The sequence below is a fragment of the Pseudomonas lini genome (genome assembly GCF_030812475.1).
GTDB classification, from domain to species: Bacteria; Pseudomonadota; Gammaproteobacteria; order Pseudomonadales; family Pseudomonadaceae; genus Aquipseudomonas; species Aquipseudomonas lini_A.
On sequence record NZ_JAUSSR010000012.1, the window covers coordinates 159983 to 175780 of the forward strand.

At 59.5% G+C, this 15798-nt stretch carries 11 protein-coding genes; 7 read left to right on the forward strand and 4 right to left on the reverse strand.

The window, feature by feature from the left end; translation table 11 throughout:
* Positions 1–43: 43 nt before the first annotated feature.
* From J2W17_RS22650 to J2W17_RS22665, 4 genes are all read right to left on the reverse strand, one after another.
* Positions 44–1477, reverse strand: coding sequence for an OprD family porin (locus J2W17_RS22650; RefSeq protein ID WP_307339653.1), 1434 nt, complete (start codon positions 1475–1477; stop codon positions 44–46).
* 169 nt (positions 1478–1646) lie between these two features.
* Complete coding sequence (locus tag J2W17_RS22655; RefSeq protein WP_307339656.1) at positions 1647–3248, reverse strand: ABC transporter substrate-binding protein; 1602 nt, start codon at positions 3246–3248, stop codon at positions 1647–1649.
* 299 nt (positions 3249–3547) lie between these two features.
* Entirely contained in the window at positions 3548–5173 is a 1626-nt protein-coding gene (locus J2W17_RS22660) for an ABC transporter substrate-binding protein (protein ID WP_307339659.1), read from the reverse strand.
* A gap of 365 nt (positions 5174–5538) precedes the next feature.
* Complete coding sequence (locus J2W17_RS22665; RefSeq protein ID WP_307339662.1) at positions 5539–6255, reverse strand: SIMPL domain-containing protein; 717 nt, start codon at positions 6253–6255, stop codon at positions 5539–5541.
* Between the two features lie 412 nt (positions 6256–6667).
* Here J2W17_RS22665 and J2W17_RS22670 point away from each other — a divergent pair, with 412 nt between their 5' ends.
* The 7 genes from J2W17_RS22670 (at position 6668) to J2W17_RS22700 (ending at position 15795) form a co-directional block, all read left to right on the forward strand.
* The gene (locus tag J2W17_RS22670; RefSeq protein WP_307339665.1) at positions 6668–7930 is read left to right on the forward strand and encodes an ATP-binding protein; all 1263 of its coding nucleotides are present in this window, start codon (positions 6668–6670) and stop codon (positions 7928–7930) included.
* A complete protein-coding gene (locus J2W17_RS22675) occupies positions 7923–8489 on the forward strand; it encodes a response regulator transcription factor (RefSeq protein ID WP_045061485.1) in 567 nt (188 codons plus the stop codon). The genes J2W17_RS22670 and J2W17_RS22675 overlap by 8 nt, the downstream gene beginning before the upstream one ends.
* A gap of 97 nt (positions 8490–8586) precedes the next feature.
* A complete protein-coding gene (locus J2W17_RS22680) occupies positions 8587–10314 on the forward strand; it encodes an ABC transporter ATP-binding protein/permease (protein ID WP_307339670.1) in 1728 nt (575 codons plus the stop codon).
* Between the two features lie 180 nt (positions 10315–10494).
* Positions 10495–11244: a FadR/GntR family transcriptional regulator gene (locus J2W17_RS22685; RefSeq protein WP_191634278.1), complete on the forward strand. Its 750-nt coding sequence runs from the start codon at positions 10495–10497 to the stop codon at positions 11242–11244.
* Positions 11245–11831: 587 nt separating this feature from the next.
* A complete protein-coding gene (gene kdgD / locus J2W17_RS22690) occupies positions 11832–12743 on the forward strand; it encodes a 5-dehydro-4-deoxyglucarate dehydratase (protein WP_307339677.1) in 912 nt (303 codons plus the stop codon).
* 73 nt (positions 12744–12816) lie between these two features.
* The gene (locus tag J2W17_RS22695) at positions 12817–14262 is read left to right on the forward strand and encodes an aldehyde dehydrogenase family protein (RefSeq protein WP_307339680.1); all 1446 of its coding nucleotides are present in this window, start codon (positions 12817–12819) and stop codon (positions 14260–14262) included.
* A gap of 165 nt (positions 14263–14427) precedes the next feature.
* Entirely contained in the window at positions 14428–15795 is a 1368-nt protein-coding gene (locus tag J2W17_RS22700; RefSeq protein WP_307339683.1) for an MFS transporter, read from the forward strand.
* Positions 15796–15798: the final 3 nt, after the last annotated feature.

The following is a 15798-nucleotide window of genomic DNA, read 5'->3' on the forward strand; positions in this document are numbered from 1 at the left end:
CAGGTGGCCGACTCATGACGAGTCAGCCATCTGGCTGGCGTTTCTACAGAATGTTGAACGGGATGGTGGTCACGAGACGGAACTCGTTGATGCTGCCATCCGCCTGGTTTTCGCTGGCGCGGTGCGTGGTGTAGGTCGCGCGGATCGCCGTGGCTTTGAGCGGGCCGCTCTGCACCGCGTACGCTGCGCCGATTCCGTATTCCTGGTGATGTTCGCCATCCTGGGCCTGGATGCCGTCGTAGCCTTTGCCCGCCACGCCTTCGTTCCCCTTGTAGTGAGTGCCGTCGATCCCCCAGCCCCGGGCGCTGTAAATGTTGAACTTCAGGCCGGGCACGCCGTATTCGGCCATGTTCAGACCATAGGCCACCTGGAAGGATTTCTCGTTCGGGCCGTTGAAGTCCGACAGCAGGGAGTTGGCCAGGTAGATGCCGTTGGTTTCGTGCAGGTAGTCGAAGTACTCGTCCCCGTTAATTTCCTGGTACGAGAAGGTCAGGCTGTGAGCCTGGTGGGTCAGTCCGAATGACAGGGAGTAGGTGTCGTTGTCGATATTGCCGATCAGCGCTTTGCCTTCTTCCTGGGTCTTGTAGTAGTTCAGGCCGGTGGTCAGGCTCAGGATCGAGCTGTCGCCCAGTACGTGGGAGGCGCCGAAGTAGTACTGGTTCCAGATGTCTTCGGCCTGGGTGGCCCAGAGGCTGGTGGTCAGGCTGGCAAATGGCGTGTAGGTGATGCCCGCGGTGTGGACGTGATCGCTTTCAACGATGCCGTTGGCGTATTCGGTGCGGAATTTGCGTTGGCTCTGCTCCGTACGGGGAGAGTTGCGATCGAAGGTGCCGACGTCGAAGGACAGGTTCTCCAGCTCTTCGCTGTGCAGGCTCACGCCCTCGAAGCTTGAAGGCAGCGCACGGTTGCCGATCACGTCGACCATCGGGCTGCTGAAATTCTGGCGGCCGGCCGTCAGGGTGGTATTGGAGACACGGGCCTTGACGTTGGCCAGGCCGAGCTTGCTCCACTGGCCGACGGCGTCGCCGCCTTCTTCGGTCAGGGTACGGTTGTTGCCCGCGCCTGGACGCGTGCCCGGGGCGCCGCCGTTGTTGGACGCCAGATCCTTGCGATCACGGTCCAGGGCAATGGCGTTGTACGCCGCCACTTCGGTGCTGATGCCCACGGTGCCTTCGGTGAAACCGGAGTTGTACTTGATGATGGTGCCTTGCACCCAGTTGATCCGACGATCCGTGTCGGTCGAGATGCCGTTTTTCTTGTAAGCGAACTGGCCGCCCCGTTTCAGTTGCTCGTTCGCATACCAGTTACGCGTGGTGCCGCTGATCGACTGGCCTTCGACGAAGCCGGTGGCTGCGCTCTGGGCACTTTTCTCTTTCACGGTAACCGGGGTGAACGCCTGGCTTTGGGATTCTGCGTAGGCCGTGGCGGTGACGCTGCTGATGGCCAGGGCCAATAACGCGGTGCTGCTCAGTTTCATGGGTGAAGCTCCTTGGTTTCTTTTTTTATGCCGGTCTTTTTTTGGTGATCCGGCTATTGGTTACAACGCTAGCAAGGCATCGCAAACGTTTGCTGCAGGTCGATTTCACGAATTGCGGCAATACGCTTGCGTGAGGGCGCAAGCGCCCCCATCGGTTCTGGCTGATCGGTTATTTTTCCAGGCTGACACCCGAGAACACGTTACGGCCGAACGGACTCACTTTGAATCCTTCGACCTTGGCGCTTAACGGCTGGTTGACCGTCGAGTGGGCGACAGGCGTGATCGGCACTTGCTGCTTGAGCAGTTGCTGAGCCTGTTTGTAGAGGATGGTGCGCTGGTCACGGTCAGTGACGACCTTGGCCTGCTTGATCAGCTTGTCGTAAGCCGGATCACACCACATTGAGTAGTTGTTGCCGCCAATGGCGTCGCAGCTGTAAAGCGTGCCGAGCCAGTTGTCCGGGTCGCCGTTGTCGCCGGTCCAGCCGATCAGGCTGACGTCGTGTTCGCCGTTCTTGGTGCGCTTGATGTACTCGCCCCATTCGTAGCTGACGATCTTGACCTTGAGCCCGATCTTCGCCCAGTCGGCCTGGAGCATTTCGGCCATCAATTTGGCGTTGGGGTTGTAGGGGCGCTGGACCGGCATGGCCCAGAGGGTGATTTCGGTGCCTTCCTTGACGCCGGCGGCCTTGAGCAATTCCTTGGCTTTTTCCGGGTTGTAGGCGACGTCCTTGATGCTGTCGTCGTAGGACCACTGGGTCGGCGGCATGGCGTTCACCGCCAGTTGACCGGCACCCTGGTAGACGGCATTGAGAATGCCTTGCTTGTTCACCGCCATGTCCAGTGCCTGGCGCACTTCGAGCTGGTCGAACGGCTTGTGACGCACGTTGTAGGCGATGTAGCCGAGGTTGAAGCCGGGCTTCTCGATGAGCTTGAGTTTGGCGTCGTTCTTCAGCGCGGTCACGTCGGCAGGGCGCGGATGCAGGGTGATCTGGCACTCGTTGGCCTTGAGCTTCTGCACTCGCACCGAGGCGTCGGTGTTGATGGCGAAGATCAGGTTGTCGAGCTTGACCCGGCTCGGGTCCCAGTACTGTTTGTTGCCGGTGTAGCGGATATTGGAATCTTTCTGGTAGCTCTTGAACACGAACGGGCCGGTGCCGACCGGTTTCTGGTTGATATCGCTCGGCTTGCCGGTCGCCAGTAACTGGTCGGCGTATTCGGCCGACAGAATGGCGGCAAAGCTCATGGCGATGTTCTGGATGAACGCGGCGTCCACGCTGTTAAGCGTCATGACCACGGTCAGCGGCCCGGTTTTTTCGACCTTGGCAATGTTCTTGTTCAGGCTCATCCCGTTGAAATAGGGGAATTCGGTCGGGTAAGCCTTGCGGAAGGGCTGCTGCGGATCGAGCATGCGATTGAACGTGAACAGCACGTCATCGGCATTGAAGTCACGGGTCGGCTTGAAGTAGGCAGTTGTGTGAAATTTCACCCCTTCGCGTAGGTGAAAAGTGTACTTAAGGCCGTCCTCGGAAATATCCCAACGGGTTGCCAACCCCGGGACTACGTTGGTCGCGCCTTTTTCGAACTCTGCCAGTCGGTTGTACAGCGGCTCGGCCGCGTCGTTATCGGTCGCGGTGGTGTATTGCGCGGTATCGAAGCCCGCCGGGCTGCCTTCGGAGCAGAACACCAGGCTGTTGTTGGCGGCCTGGCTGATGGACGCGGCGCCCAACAGGCCGGCGCCCAGCAATGCGGAAAAAATCATGGAATGGCGCATGACGCTCGCTCTTGTTTAGTGTTTTTGACAATGAGTCTTTCCCGTCCGGGGACGTGGAGGCCTCACTGGTCTCAAGCCATGACGTGCAGCAATAACCGAGAGCCCACGGACTAACTGGTCAGATCCCGACGGTATGAACCTTGGGTCCGGCAGTAAATACGAAAATTCCGAAAGGCTTGTGGGAAAAGGCGACACATCCGAAACCGCTGCTGTAGTACGCAGCGGATCAGGATGTAGGCAAATTCCTACTTTCTCGGTAGATAACGCGACGGCGACTGCAAAATCGCCGTTGCGCTCGCTTATTTGCTGACGCTGACGCCGTAGAAGGAGTTCAAGCCGAATGGGCTGATCTTGAAATCCTGCACGTTGGCGCGCATGGGTTGGAACACCGTCGAGTGAGCGATAGGTGTCATCGGAACCTGGTCTTTGAGGAGGTGTTGCGCCTGCTTGTACAGTTCGGTGCGCTTGGCCTGGTCAGGTGTCTTCTTGGCGTCTTTGACCAGCTTGTCAAAGTCCTTGTCGCACCATTTGGAGAAGTTGTTGCCGCTCAGCGAGTCGCAGCCGAACAGCACGTTGAGCCAGTTGTCCGGGTCACCGTTGTCGCCGCTCCAGCCGATGATCATCGCCTGGTTCTCGCCGCCCTTGGAGCGCTTGATGTACTCGCCCCATTCGTAGCTGACGATGTTGACGTTCAGACCGATTTTCTTCCAGTCCGACTGCAGCATTTCAGCCATCAGTTTAGCGTTCGGGTTATACGGACGCTGGACCGGCATGGCCCACAGCGTGATCTGGGTCCCTTCCTTGATGCCGGCTTCCTTGAGCAGTTCCTTGGCTTTCTCAGGATCGTACTTGGCATCCTTGATGGTGGTGTCATAGGACCATTGGGTGGGCGGCATGGCATTGACGGCCAGCTGGCCGGCGCCCTGGTACACCGAATCGATGATCTGTGCCTTGTTCACCGACATGTCCAGCGCCTGACGGACCCGCAGGTCGGCCAACGGGTTGTTGTCGGTGCGGCCCTTGAGCACGGGCATCACGTTATAGGCGATGTAACCCAGGTTGAACCCGGCTTGTTCCGGCAGCTTCAGGGTCTTGTCTTCGCGCAGTGCCTTGAGGTCGGCAGGACGAGGGAACAAGGTGATCTGGCATTCGTTTTTCTTCAGCTTCTGGATACGCACCGACGGGTCGGTGGTGATGGCGAAGATCAGGTTGTCGATCTTGACGTCTTCAGGCTTCCAGTAGTCCTTGTTCCCGGTGTAGCGGATGTTGGAGTCTTTCTGGTAACTCTTGAACACGAACGGGCCAGTGCCGATCGGCTTCTGGTTGATGTCGCCGGGCTTGCCGTCCTTGAGCAGCTGGGCCGCGTACTCGGCGGACTGGATGGAGGCGAAACTCATGGCCAGGTTCTGGATGAAGGCTGCGTCTACGCTGTTGAGGACGAATTTGACGGTGCGGTCGTCAACCTTCTCGACCTTGGCGATGTTGGTGTCCATGGCCATGTCGGTGAAGTACGGGAATTCGGTCGGGTACGCTTTGCGGAACGGGTCATCCTTGTTAATCATGCGATTAAAGGTGAACAGCACGTCGTCGGCGTTGAACTCACGAGTCGGTTTGAAATACGGGGTGGTGTGGAACTTCACGCCTTCACGCAGGTGGAAGGTGTAGGTCAGCACGTCCGGGGATATGTCCCAGCTGGTTGCCAGGCCAGGAACGACGGCAGTGCCGCCGCGCTCGAATTGAGTCAGGCGGTTGAACATGGTTTCTGCAGAGGCGTCGAAGTCGGTTCCGGTGGTGTACTGACCAGGATCAAAACCGGCCGGGCTCCCTTCGGAGCAGAACACCAGGTTAGTCGCCGCTTGGGCGAAAGGTGCGCTGGCTAACAAGCTCGCGCCGACTAAAAACGGAATGACCGCGTGTTTAAGCATGGTGGCCTCATGATTTGTTGTCATTTTTGGAATTAGAGGACGACCTCGTGAGTCGTGCCTGCGGATACTTATGCAGGGGCCATACCCAATGCAAGATCCGGATCAGCAACAAGCCTTAAACAGTGGCACGAACGTACCTTAATGTCGCATATGTATAATTACCTGCGCATTTGACCGTTTGCGCAGGTTTTTTTCGGTGCAACCCGCGCACTGACAAAGGGCAACCGGCGTGCCTGGGGCACTCGATTGGCGCGCAGTGTTACTTATTTATACCTAATCGTATTGTAGGCACTCATCGGGTTTTGGCCTGGCAAAAAAAACGGCGATCACGTGGGTGATCGCCGTTATCGGTACGGGTTATCCAATCAAGGCATCAGCACTTCAATCGCGCCGTCCGCTGTCATGCTGACCTGGCTGGTGCCCGCTTCAACTTCCGGCGTCACCGGCGCGCTGTCCATGCTCGCCGCTTTCATCATCATCGGTCCACGCATGTAGGGCTGTGGGTAACCGTTGCTGTTGAGGTTCAGGTTGACGATTTTGTAACCCTTGCCGCCCAGCGCGTCGGTGGCCAGTTGGGCGCGGGCCTTGAACGCGGTGACCGCGTCTTTGAGCAGCGCGTCTTCGCTGGCCTTGCGGGTCGGCGTGGCAATGGCGAAGTCCATGCCGCCCATCTTCAGGTCGGTGAGCAGTTCGCCGGTCAATTTCGACAGGGCGGCGAAGTCCGAGCTTTCCAGGCGCAGTTCGGCGCGTTCACGCCAGCCGGTGATTTTCTGGCCTTTGGTGTCATAGATCGGGTAGCTATTGCGGCTGCCCTGGCGCAGAGTGATGTCCTTGACCTGCTTTGCCTGGGCCAGCGCCTTGTTCATGGTGGTGCTGACGTCGGCGGCGAGTGTGGCCGGATCGCTGTTCTGTTCTTCGGTGTAGAGCGTCACGATCATCAGGTCGCGGGCCACTTCCTGACTGACTTCGGCGCGCAGGGCGATCTGGTTGTAATGCAACTCGTCGGCGGCCAGGGCCGGGAGGCTGGCGAGGGTGCCAGCGCCAAGGGCAAGAAGGGCGGCGCTACGGCGGAAACTGTGCATGAAAACTCCTTGGACGATGCGCAGGGGTTAGGTCCGAGCCTGCGTGAAACCATCAGACTCTATCTTTAATGATCCGGTTCGCACAGTTACAACTTCTATACAGATGATTGGCCGCCAAACGCGGGACTCTGTAGGAGCTGGCTTGCCGGCGAAGCACTCCTGGGCGCCGCGTTTATCCTGACTGCATGCGTTATCGTTGACGACCTTCGCTGGCAAGCCAGCTCCTACAGGCGCCGCGTTTATCCTGACTGCATGCGTTATCGTTGACGACCTTCGCTGGCAAGCCAGCTCCTACAGGGGGACGGGTCAGAACGTGTTCTGCCATGTGGCCGTTTGCCGCACTTTCGCCTGCCAGCCCCCGTGCTTGGTTATACTCCCTGCGATCCGCCTGGAGCGCTCATCAGGAGAGCTCATGCTCGCCCCCGTTCAAATCACTTCCGCGACTCGCCAGAATCTCTGGCGGCTGACGTTCATCCGCACCTTGGTCCTGGCTGCCCAGGCCGGTTCCGTGGGCCTGGCTTACTGGCTCGAGCTGCTGCCGCTGCCCTGGTTTCAACTGGCCGCGACGCTCGGGTGCTCGATGCTGCTGTGCGCGTTCACGGCGATTCGCCTGCGTACCTCGTGGCCGGTCACCGAGCTTGAGTACGCCGTACAACTGGCGTGCGACCTGTTTATCCACAGTGCCTTGCTGTATTTCTCCGGCGGCTCGACCAACCCGTTCGTCTCTTATTACCTGGTGCCGCTGACCATCGCCGCCGTGACCTTGCCGTGGCGGTATTCGGTGATTCTGTCGGGTATCGCGTTGACGATGTACACCCTGTTGCTGGCGCGTTTCTACCCGCTGCAAACCTTCCCGATCGCTCGGGAAAACCTGCAGGTGTACGGCATGTGGCTGAGCTTCGCCCTGGCTGCCGCGGTCATTACTTTTTTTGCCGCGCGGATGGCCGAGGAGTTGCGCCGTCAGGAAGAGCTGCGTGCCATTCGTCGCGAAGAGGGGCTGCGTGATCAACAACTGCTGGCCGTCGCGACCCAGGCGGCCGGCGCCGCCCATGAACTGGGCACGCCGTTGGCGACCATGAGCGTATTGCTCAAGGAAATGCGCCAGGACCATCACGACCCGATGTTGCAGGACGATCTGAGTGTGCTCCAGGATCAGGTCAAGCTCTGCAAGGAAACCTTGCAGCAGCTGGTTCGGGCGGCGGAGGCCAATCGCCGGTTGGCGGTGGAGATGCAGGACGTCACCGATTGGCTCGACGAAGCCCTGAATCGCTGGCACCTGATGCGTCCGGAAGCCAGTTATCGCTTCCAGCGCCTGGGCCAAGGGACCGTGCCGCGGATGGCGCCACCGCCGGACCTGACCCAGGCGCTGCTGAATTTGCTCAACAACGCCGCCGATGCTTGTCCCGAAGGGCTGCAAGTGACGCTGGACTGGGATGCCGAAGACCTGACCATCAGCATCCGCGACCACGGCGCCGGTGTGCCGCTGGCTATCGCCGAGCAGATCGGCAAGCCGTTTTTTACCACCAAGGGCAAAGGTTTCGGCCTTGGCCTGTTTTTGAGCAAGGCCAGCGTGACACGCGCCGGCGGCTCAGTGAAACTCTACAGTCATGAGGAAGGCGGCACGCTCACCGAGCTGCGCCTGCCCCGTGTCGCCCGAGGAGACGAACATGAGTGACGATATCCAGGTCGAAGGCGAAGGCGAAGAACTGCCACATTTGCTGCTGGTCGACGACGACGCAACCTTTACCCGGGTGATGGCCCGCGCCATGGCCCGCCGCGGCTTTCGCGTCAGCACCGCCGGTTCCGCCGAAGAAGGCCTGACCATCGCCCAGGCCGACTTGCCGGACTACGCTGCGCTGGATCTGAAAATGGACGGCGATTCCGGCCTGGTGCTGCTGCCCAAGCTGCTGGAACTGGATCCGGAAATGCGCGTGGTGATCCTCACCGGTTACTCGAGCATCGCCACCGCCGTCGAAGCGATCAAGCGCGGCGCCTGCAATTACCTGTGCAAACCGGCGGACGCCGATGACGTGCTGGCGGCTTTGCTGTCCGAACACGCCGACCTCGACACCCTGGTGCCGGAAAACCCGATGTCCGTGGACCGCCTGCAATGGGAACACATCCAGCGTGTGTTGACCGAACACGAAGGCAACATCTCCGCCACCGCCCGCGCCTTGGGCATGCACCGCCGCACGCTGCAGCGCAAACTGCAGAAGCGCCCGGTCCGTCGCTGAACCGGTGCTGAACAATTGTTGTCCTACCGCGTTACAACACGAACTGATCATCTATGATCGGTTCGTGTGTCGTTCTTTTCTCCAATGAGCCTTTTCCATGAATCAGAACGCTGAATATTCCGCGGTCAATGATGCTGTGCGCGGGCAGTTTTTTCGCAAAGTCTGGGCGATGACCACGCCTTACTGGCGCAGCGAAGAGAAGGGCAAGGCCTGGACGTTGTTGATCGCCGTGATTGCGCTGTCGTTGTTCAGCGTGGCGATTTCGGTATGGGTCAACAGTTGGTACAAGGACTTCTACAACGCCTTGCAGAAAAAGGACGAAGCGGCCTTCTGGCAACTGATTCTGTATTTCTGCGGCATAGCAGCGGTGGCAATCCTTGGCGCAGTGTATCGGCTCTACCTGACGCAGATGCTGACGATCCGCTGGCGAGCCTGGCTCACCGAACAGCATTTTACCCGTTGGCTCGGCAACAAGAATTACTACCAGCTGGAGCAGGGCGGTTACACCGATAACCCGGACCAGCGGATTTCCGAAGACCTGAATAAATTCACGACCAACACCTTGGGCCTGGGGCTCGGTTTGATTCGCAACATCGTCAGCCTCGTATCGTTCTCGATCATTCTGTGGGGCGTTTCGGGCAGTATCGAAGTGTTCGGTTTCACGATTCCTGGTTACATGTTCTGGTGCGCGCTGGTTTATGCCGCCGTCGCCAGTTGGCTGACACATTTGATTGGTCGTCGCCTGATCGGCCTCAACAACAACCAGCAACGTTTCGAAGCCGACCTGCGTTTCTCCATGGTGCGGGTTCGCGAAAATGCTGAAAGCATTGCGCTGTACAACGGCGAACCGAATGAGAACCGCCGCTTGAGCAGCCGTTTCGGGATGGTCTGGCACAACTTCTGGGACATCATGAAAGTGTCCAAGCGCCTGACCTTCTTTACTTCCGGTTATGAGCAGATTGCAGTCATCTTTCCGTTCATGGTTGCCGCACCGCGTTACTTCACCGGCAAGATCGAGCTGGGTGAGCTGATGCAAATCAACTCGGCGTTCGCTAACGTCCAGGATAACTTCAGCTGGTTCATCACTGCATACCAGGACCTCGCCGAATGGCGCGCCACCTGTGATCGTCTGCTGAGTTTCCGTCAGGCCATGAGCGACAACGAAAATCGCGTACCGATGGTCGATGTGCAGAATTCGGGCTCGGAGCTGAAGGTGCACAACCTGGGCCTCGACCTGGCTGACGGTCGTCACCTGCTGACCAATGCCGACATGACCGTGGAGGAGGGCGAGCGCGTTATGCTCAGTGGCCGTTCCGGCAGCGGCAAATCGACCTTGCTGCGGGCGATGGGGCATTTGTGGCCGGCGGGCCACGGCAGTATCCGTCTGCCGGCGGCGCGTTATCTGTTTCTGCCGCAAAAACCCTATCTGCCGATTGGCACCCTGCGCGAGGCGCTGAGTTATCCACAGTCCGGCGATACCTATGCGAACGAGCGTTACGCGCATGTGCTGGAAACCTGTCGCTTGCCGCATCTGGTCGCGCGTCTGGATGAAGCCAATCACTGGCAGCGCATGTTGTCGCCGGGTGAACAACAACGCTTGGCGTTCGCCCGTGCGCTGCTCTATGCACCGCAATGGCTATACATGGACGAAGCGACCTCGGCAATGGATGAGGAGGACGAGGCGTCGCTGTATCAAGCGCTGATCGATGAAATACCGGGCTTGAGCATCGTCAGCGTCGGGCATCGCAGCAGCCTGAAACGCTTCCACCCACGGCACATTCGTATCGAGAATGGACATCTGGTGGAGCAGACCGTGACCGCCTGAACACCACCGCCCCTTGTAGGAGCTGGCTTGCCAGCGAAAGCGACCGTCCAGTCGAAAAATATATCGACTGGTCCACCGCCTTCGCTGGCAAGCCAGCTCCTACAAGGGAGGTGGGTGATCGTACAACCGCGTTGAGCTATGATGCGGATTCAGCCGAATTTTTCGAGAATGACGTTCACCATGGAAAACCCGATCGACACGCCACGCCTCCCTCGCAAGCGCCGCAGCCTCGCACAGGAACTGGTGACGGTGCTGTCCGAGCAGATTCGCGACGGTCAACTCAAGCGCGGCGACAAATTGCCCACCGAGTCGGCAATCATGGATGCCCATGGCGTCAGCCGTACGGTGGTCCGTGAAGCGATTTCGCGGTTGCAGGCGGCCGGGCAGGTTGAAACCCGTCATGGCATCGGCACCTTTGTGCTCGACACCCCCAGCCCGAGTGGTTTTCGCATCGATCCGGCAACCGTGGTCACCCTGCGTGACGTGCTGGCGATTCTCGAACTGCGCATCAGCCTCGAAGTGGAATCCGCCGGCCTCGCCGCACAACGCCGCAGCCCCGAGCAGTTGGCGCTGATGCGAGCGGCGCTGGACGCGTTGAATGAAAGTGTCTCCCACGCCAGCGATGCCGTGGCGTCGGACTTCCAGTTCCACCTGCAAATCGCCCTGGCGACGGGCAACCGTTACTTCACGGACATCATGACCCACCTGGGCACCAGCATTATCCCGCGTACGCGACTCAATTCGGCGCGCCTGGCCCATGATGATCAGCAGCACTACATGAATCGCCTGAGCCGTGAGCATGAAGAGATTTATGACGCGATTGCCCGCCAGGATTCGGATGCGGCACGGGCGGCGATGCGGTTGCACCTGACCAACAGCCGTGAGCGGTTGCGCCATGCCCATGAAGAGGCTGAGGCGCAGCGCGGTTAAGGTTGCTGAATCGGTTAAATCATTGCCTGACCGACCGCTTTCGTCGGAACGCTATCCGGAGCAAGCTCGCTCCCATATTTTTGATCGCTGCCAAGTCCAGACTTTATGTTCGCCGCAGCCCCCCTGTAGGAGCTGGCTTGCCAGCGAAGGCGGCGGCACATTCAACATCCGTGCAAGCTGACCCAACGCTTTCGCGAGCAGTCTCACTCCCACTTGATCGCTGTCGTGCCCGGACATTGTAGTCGCCGCGAATCCCTTTGTGAGAGCGAGACCGGCTTTGCCGGCGAAGGGGCCCGCAGTCATGCCACCATTATCCGGTCCGGTCCTGAAACCAACTCCCCTCCGTTGTCTCTCTCTTCCGACAACGTATCTCCTGAAAGCCTATCGGGCGCGTTGTCCATGCCTCCGTTTCTATTGAACCAAAGCCCCATGAATTCTTAGCCCCCGTCCTTCTTTACCAACAATTTTCACCCTCGGCGATGAAATGCAGTTGACGGTTATTTTTTAAGTTGTACGATGACCTACAACTTCGGCGCAGGCTGAACGCTTTTCTCACACATAACGTCGCTACCCAGGGTGTTCGAATAATGAATCCACAAGAACTGAAGTCCATCCTCTCTTCCGGTCTGCTGTCTTTCCCGGTTACCGATTTCAACGCCCAGGGCGATTTCCATCGCGCTGGCTACATCAAACGTCTCGAGTGGCTGGCCCCATACGGCGCCTCGGCTCTGTTCGCCGCGGGCGGCACCGGTGAGTTCTTCTCTCTGGCGGCCAGCGAATACTCGGAAATCATCAAGACCGCCGTCGACACCTGCGAAACCAGCGTGCCGATTCTGGCCGGCGTTGGCGGTTCGACCCGTCAAGCCATCGAATACGCTCAAGAAGCCGAGCGTCTGGGCGCCAAGGGCCTGTTGCTGCTGCCGCATTACCTGACCGAAGCCAGCCAGGACGGCGTGGCTGCTCACGTTGAAGCCGTGTGCAAATCGGTGAACATCGGCGTGGTGGTCTACAACCGCAACGTGTGTCGTCTGACCGCGCCGCTGCTGGAACGCCTGGCCGAGCGCTGCCCGAACCTGATCGGCTACAAGGATGGCCTGGGCGATATCGAATTGATGGTCTCGATCCGTCGCCGCCTCGGCGACCGCTTCAGCTACCTGGGCGGTCTGCCGACCGCCGAAGTCTACGCCGCGGCCTACAAGGCGCTGGGCGTGCCGGTTTACTCGTCGGCGGTGTTCAATTTCATCCCGAAAACCGCGATGGATTTCTACCACGCCATTGCGCGTGAAGATCACGCCACCGTCGGCAAGATCATCGACGACTTCTTCCTGCCGTACCTGGATATCCGTAACCGCAAGGCCGGTTACGCAGTGAGCATCGTCAAGGCCGGGGCAAAAATCGTCGGCTATGACGCAGGTCCTGTGCGTGCGCCGCTGACCGATCTGCTGCCAGAAGAGTACGAAGCTCTGGCCGCGCTGATCGACAAGCAGGGCGCGCAGTAAAAAAACCGATTGAGAAAGGCCGCTGAGCAATCAGCGGCTTTTTGCGTAAGGACTCTTTTGCAGGAGAATGATTGTGGCTGATACAAAGCGTTTCGATAACTACATCAATGGCCAATGGGTCACCGGTGCCGACTACAGCGCCAACATCAACCCGTCGGAGTTGACCGACACCATCGGCGAGTACGCCAAGGCCGATCTGGCTCAGGTTCACGCCGCCATCGACGCCGCTCGCGCCGCGTTCCCGGCCTGGTCCACTTCAGGCATTCAGGCTCGCCACGATTCCCTGGATAAAGTCGGCACTGAAATCCTCGCCCGTCGTGAAGAGCTCGGCACCTTGCTGGCCCGGGAAGAGGGCAAGACCCTGCCCGAAGCCATCGGCGAAGTGACCCGCGCCGGCAATATCTTCAAGTTTTTCGCCGGTGAATGCCTGCGCCTGTCCGGCGACTACCTGCCGTCGGTGCGTCCGGGCGTCAATGTGGAAGTCACTCGCGAAGCGCTGGGCGTGGTGGGTCTGATCACGCCCTGGAACTTCCCGATCGCGATCCCGGCGTGGAAAATCGCCCCGGCCCTGGCCTATGGCAACTGCGTGGTGCTGAAACCGGCGGACCTGGTACCGGGCTGCGCCTGGGCCCTGGCTGAAATCATCTCCCGCGCAGGCTTCCCCGCCGGCGTGTTCAACCTGGTGATGGGCAGCGGCCGAGTGATTGGCGATGCGCTGGTGCAGAGCCCTAAAGTCGACGGCATCAGCTTTACCGGCTCCGTGGGTGTCGGTCGTCAGATCGCCGTCAACTGCGTCTCGCGCCAGGCCAAAGTGCAGCTGGAAATGGGCGGCAAGAACCCGCAGATCATTCTCGACGACGCCGACCTCAAGCAAGCGGTCGAACTGTCGGTGCAGAGCGCGTTCTACTCCACCGGCCAGCGTTGCACCGCCTCGAGCCGATTCATCGTCACCGCCGGGATACACGACAAGTTCGTCGAAGCCATGGCTGAGCGCATGAAGTCGATCAAGGTCGGCCACGCGCTGAAAACCGGCACCGATATCGGTCCGGTGGTCTCGCAAGCCCAGCTTGAACAGGACATGAAGTACATCGACATCGGCCAGTCCGAAGGTGCGCGTCTGGTCAGCGGCGGTGGTCTGGTGACCTGCGACACCGAAGGCTACTACCTCGCGCCGACGCTGTTTGCCGACAGCGAAGCCGCCATGCGCATCAGCCGCGAAGAAATCTTTGGCCCCGTGGCCAACATCGTGCGCGTGGCCGATTACGACGCTGCGCTGGCCATGGCCAACGACACCGAGTTCGGTCTGTCGGCGGGCATCGCCACCACGTCGCTGAAGTACGCCAACCACTTCAAGCGCCACTCCCAGGCCGGGATGGTGATGGTCAACCTGCCGACGGCGGGCGTGGATTACCACGTTCCATTCGGCGGGCGTAAAGGTTCATCCTATGGATCTCGCGAGCAAGGTCGCTACGCGCAAGAGTTCTACACGGTCGTGAAGACCAGCTACATCGGTTCGTAAACGCATTACCCCTGTGGGAGCGAGCCTGCTCGCGAAGGTCTAGAGGTCGCGGCGTTAAACCTGATGCCCCGCGTCATCGTTGACCTCCATCGCGAGCAAGCTCGCTCCTACAGAGGAGCACCTGTTTCACCCGCGCATAAAAATAATCAGTGGGAGTACATCTACATGCAAGCGACCAAGCCAACCCACGTCCGCTATTTGATTTTGCTCATGCTTTTCCTGGTGACCACCATCAATTATGCCGACCGGGCCACTATCGCCATCGCGGGCTCCAGCCTGCAAAAAGACCTCGGCATCGACGCGGTTACCCTCGGCTATATCTTCTCCGCATTCGGTTGGGCCTACGTCGCCGGGCAAATTCCCGGTGGCTGGCTGCTGGACCGTTTCGGTTCGAAAAAAATCTACGCGCTCAGCATTTTTACCTGGTCGCTGTTCACCGTGCTCCAGGGTTATGTCGGCGAGTTCGGCATGTCCACGGCGGTGGTTGCGCTGTTCATGCTGCGCTTCCTGGTGGGCCTGGCCGAAGCGCCATCCTTCCCCGGCAACGCACGCATCGTCGCGGCCTGGTTCCCCACGGCGGAACGCGGTACAGCCTCGGCGATCTTCAATTCGGCGCAGTACTTTGCCACCGTGTTGTTCGCCCCGCTGATGGGCTGGATCGTCTACAGCTTTGGCTGGCAGCACGTGTTCATCGTCATGGGCGTGATCGGTATCATCTTCTCGGGAATCTGGCTGAAAGTTATCCACAGCCCGCGCCAGCACCCGATGATCAATGACGCCGAATTCAAGCACATTGCCGACAACGGCGGCATGGTCGACATGGATCAGGACAAAGGCAAGGGTAAAAAGGCTGACGGTCCGAAGTGGGACTACATTCGCCAACTGCTGACCAACCGCATGATGCTCGGGGTGTACCTGGGCCAATATTGCATCAACGGCATCACCTACTTCTTCCTGACCTGGTTCCCGGTGTACCTGGTGCAGGAACGCGGCATGACCATTCTCAAGGCCGGCTTCATCGCCTCGTTGCCGGCGATCTGCGGTTTTATCGGTGGGGTGCTCGGCGGGGTGATTTCCGACTACCTGCTGCGCAAGGGCCACTCGCTGACCTTCGCCCGCAAGGCGCCGATCATTGCCGGCTTGCTGGTGTCCAGCAGTATCGTGGCCTGCAACTACGTAGACGTGGAATGGATGGTCGTCGGCTTCATGGCCCTGGCATTCTTCGGCAAAGGCGTGGGTGCATTGGGCTGGGCTGTGGTGTCCGACACCTCGCCGAAGCAGATCGCCGGTCTGAGCGGTGGCCTGTTCAACACCTTCGGCAACATCGCGTCGATCACCACCCCGATCGTGATCGGTTACATCATCAGCTCCACCGGATCGTTCAAATGGGCGCTGGTGTTCGTCGGTTGCAACGCACTGGTCGCGGTGTTCAGCTATCTGGTGATCGTTGGCCCGATCAAGCGTGTGGTGCTCAAGGAGCCGCCAGTCAGCGGTCCTGAAACCAATAACAAATTGTCTCAAGCGCATTCCTGAGGA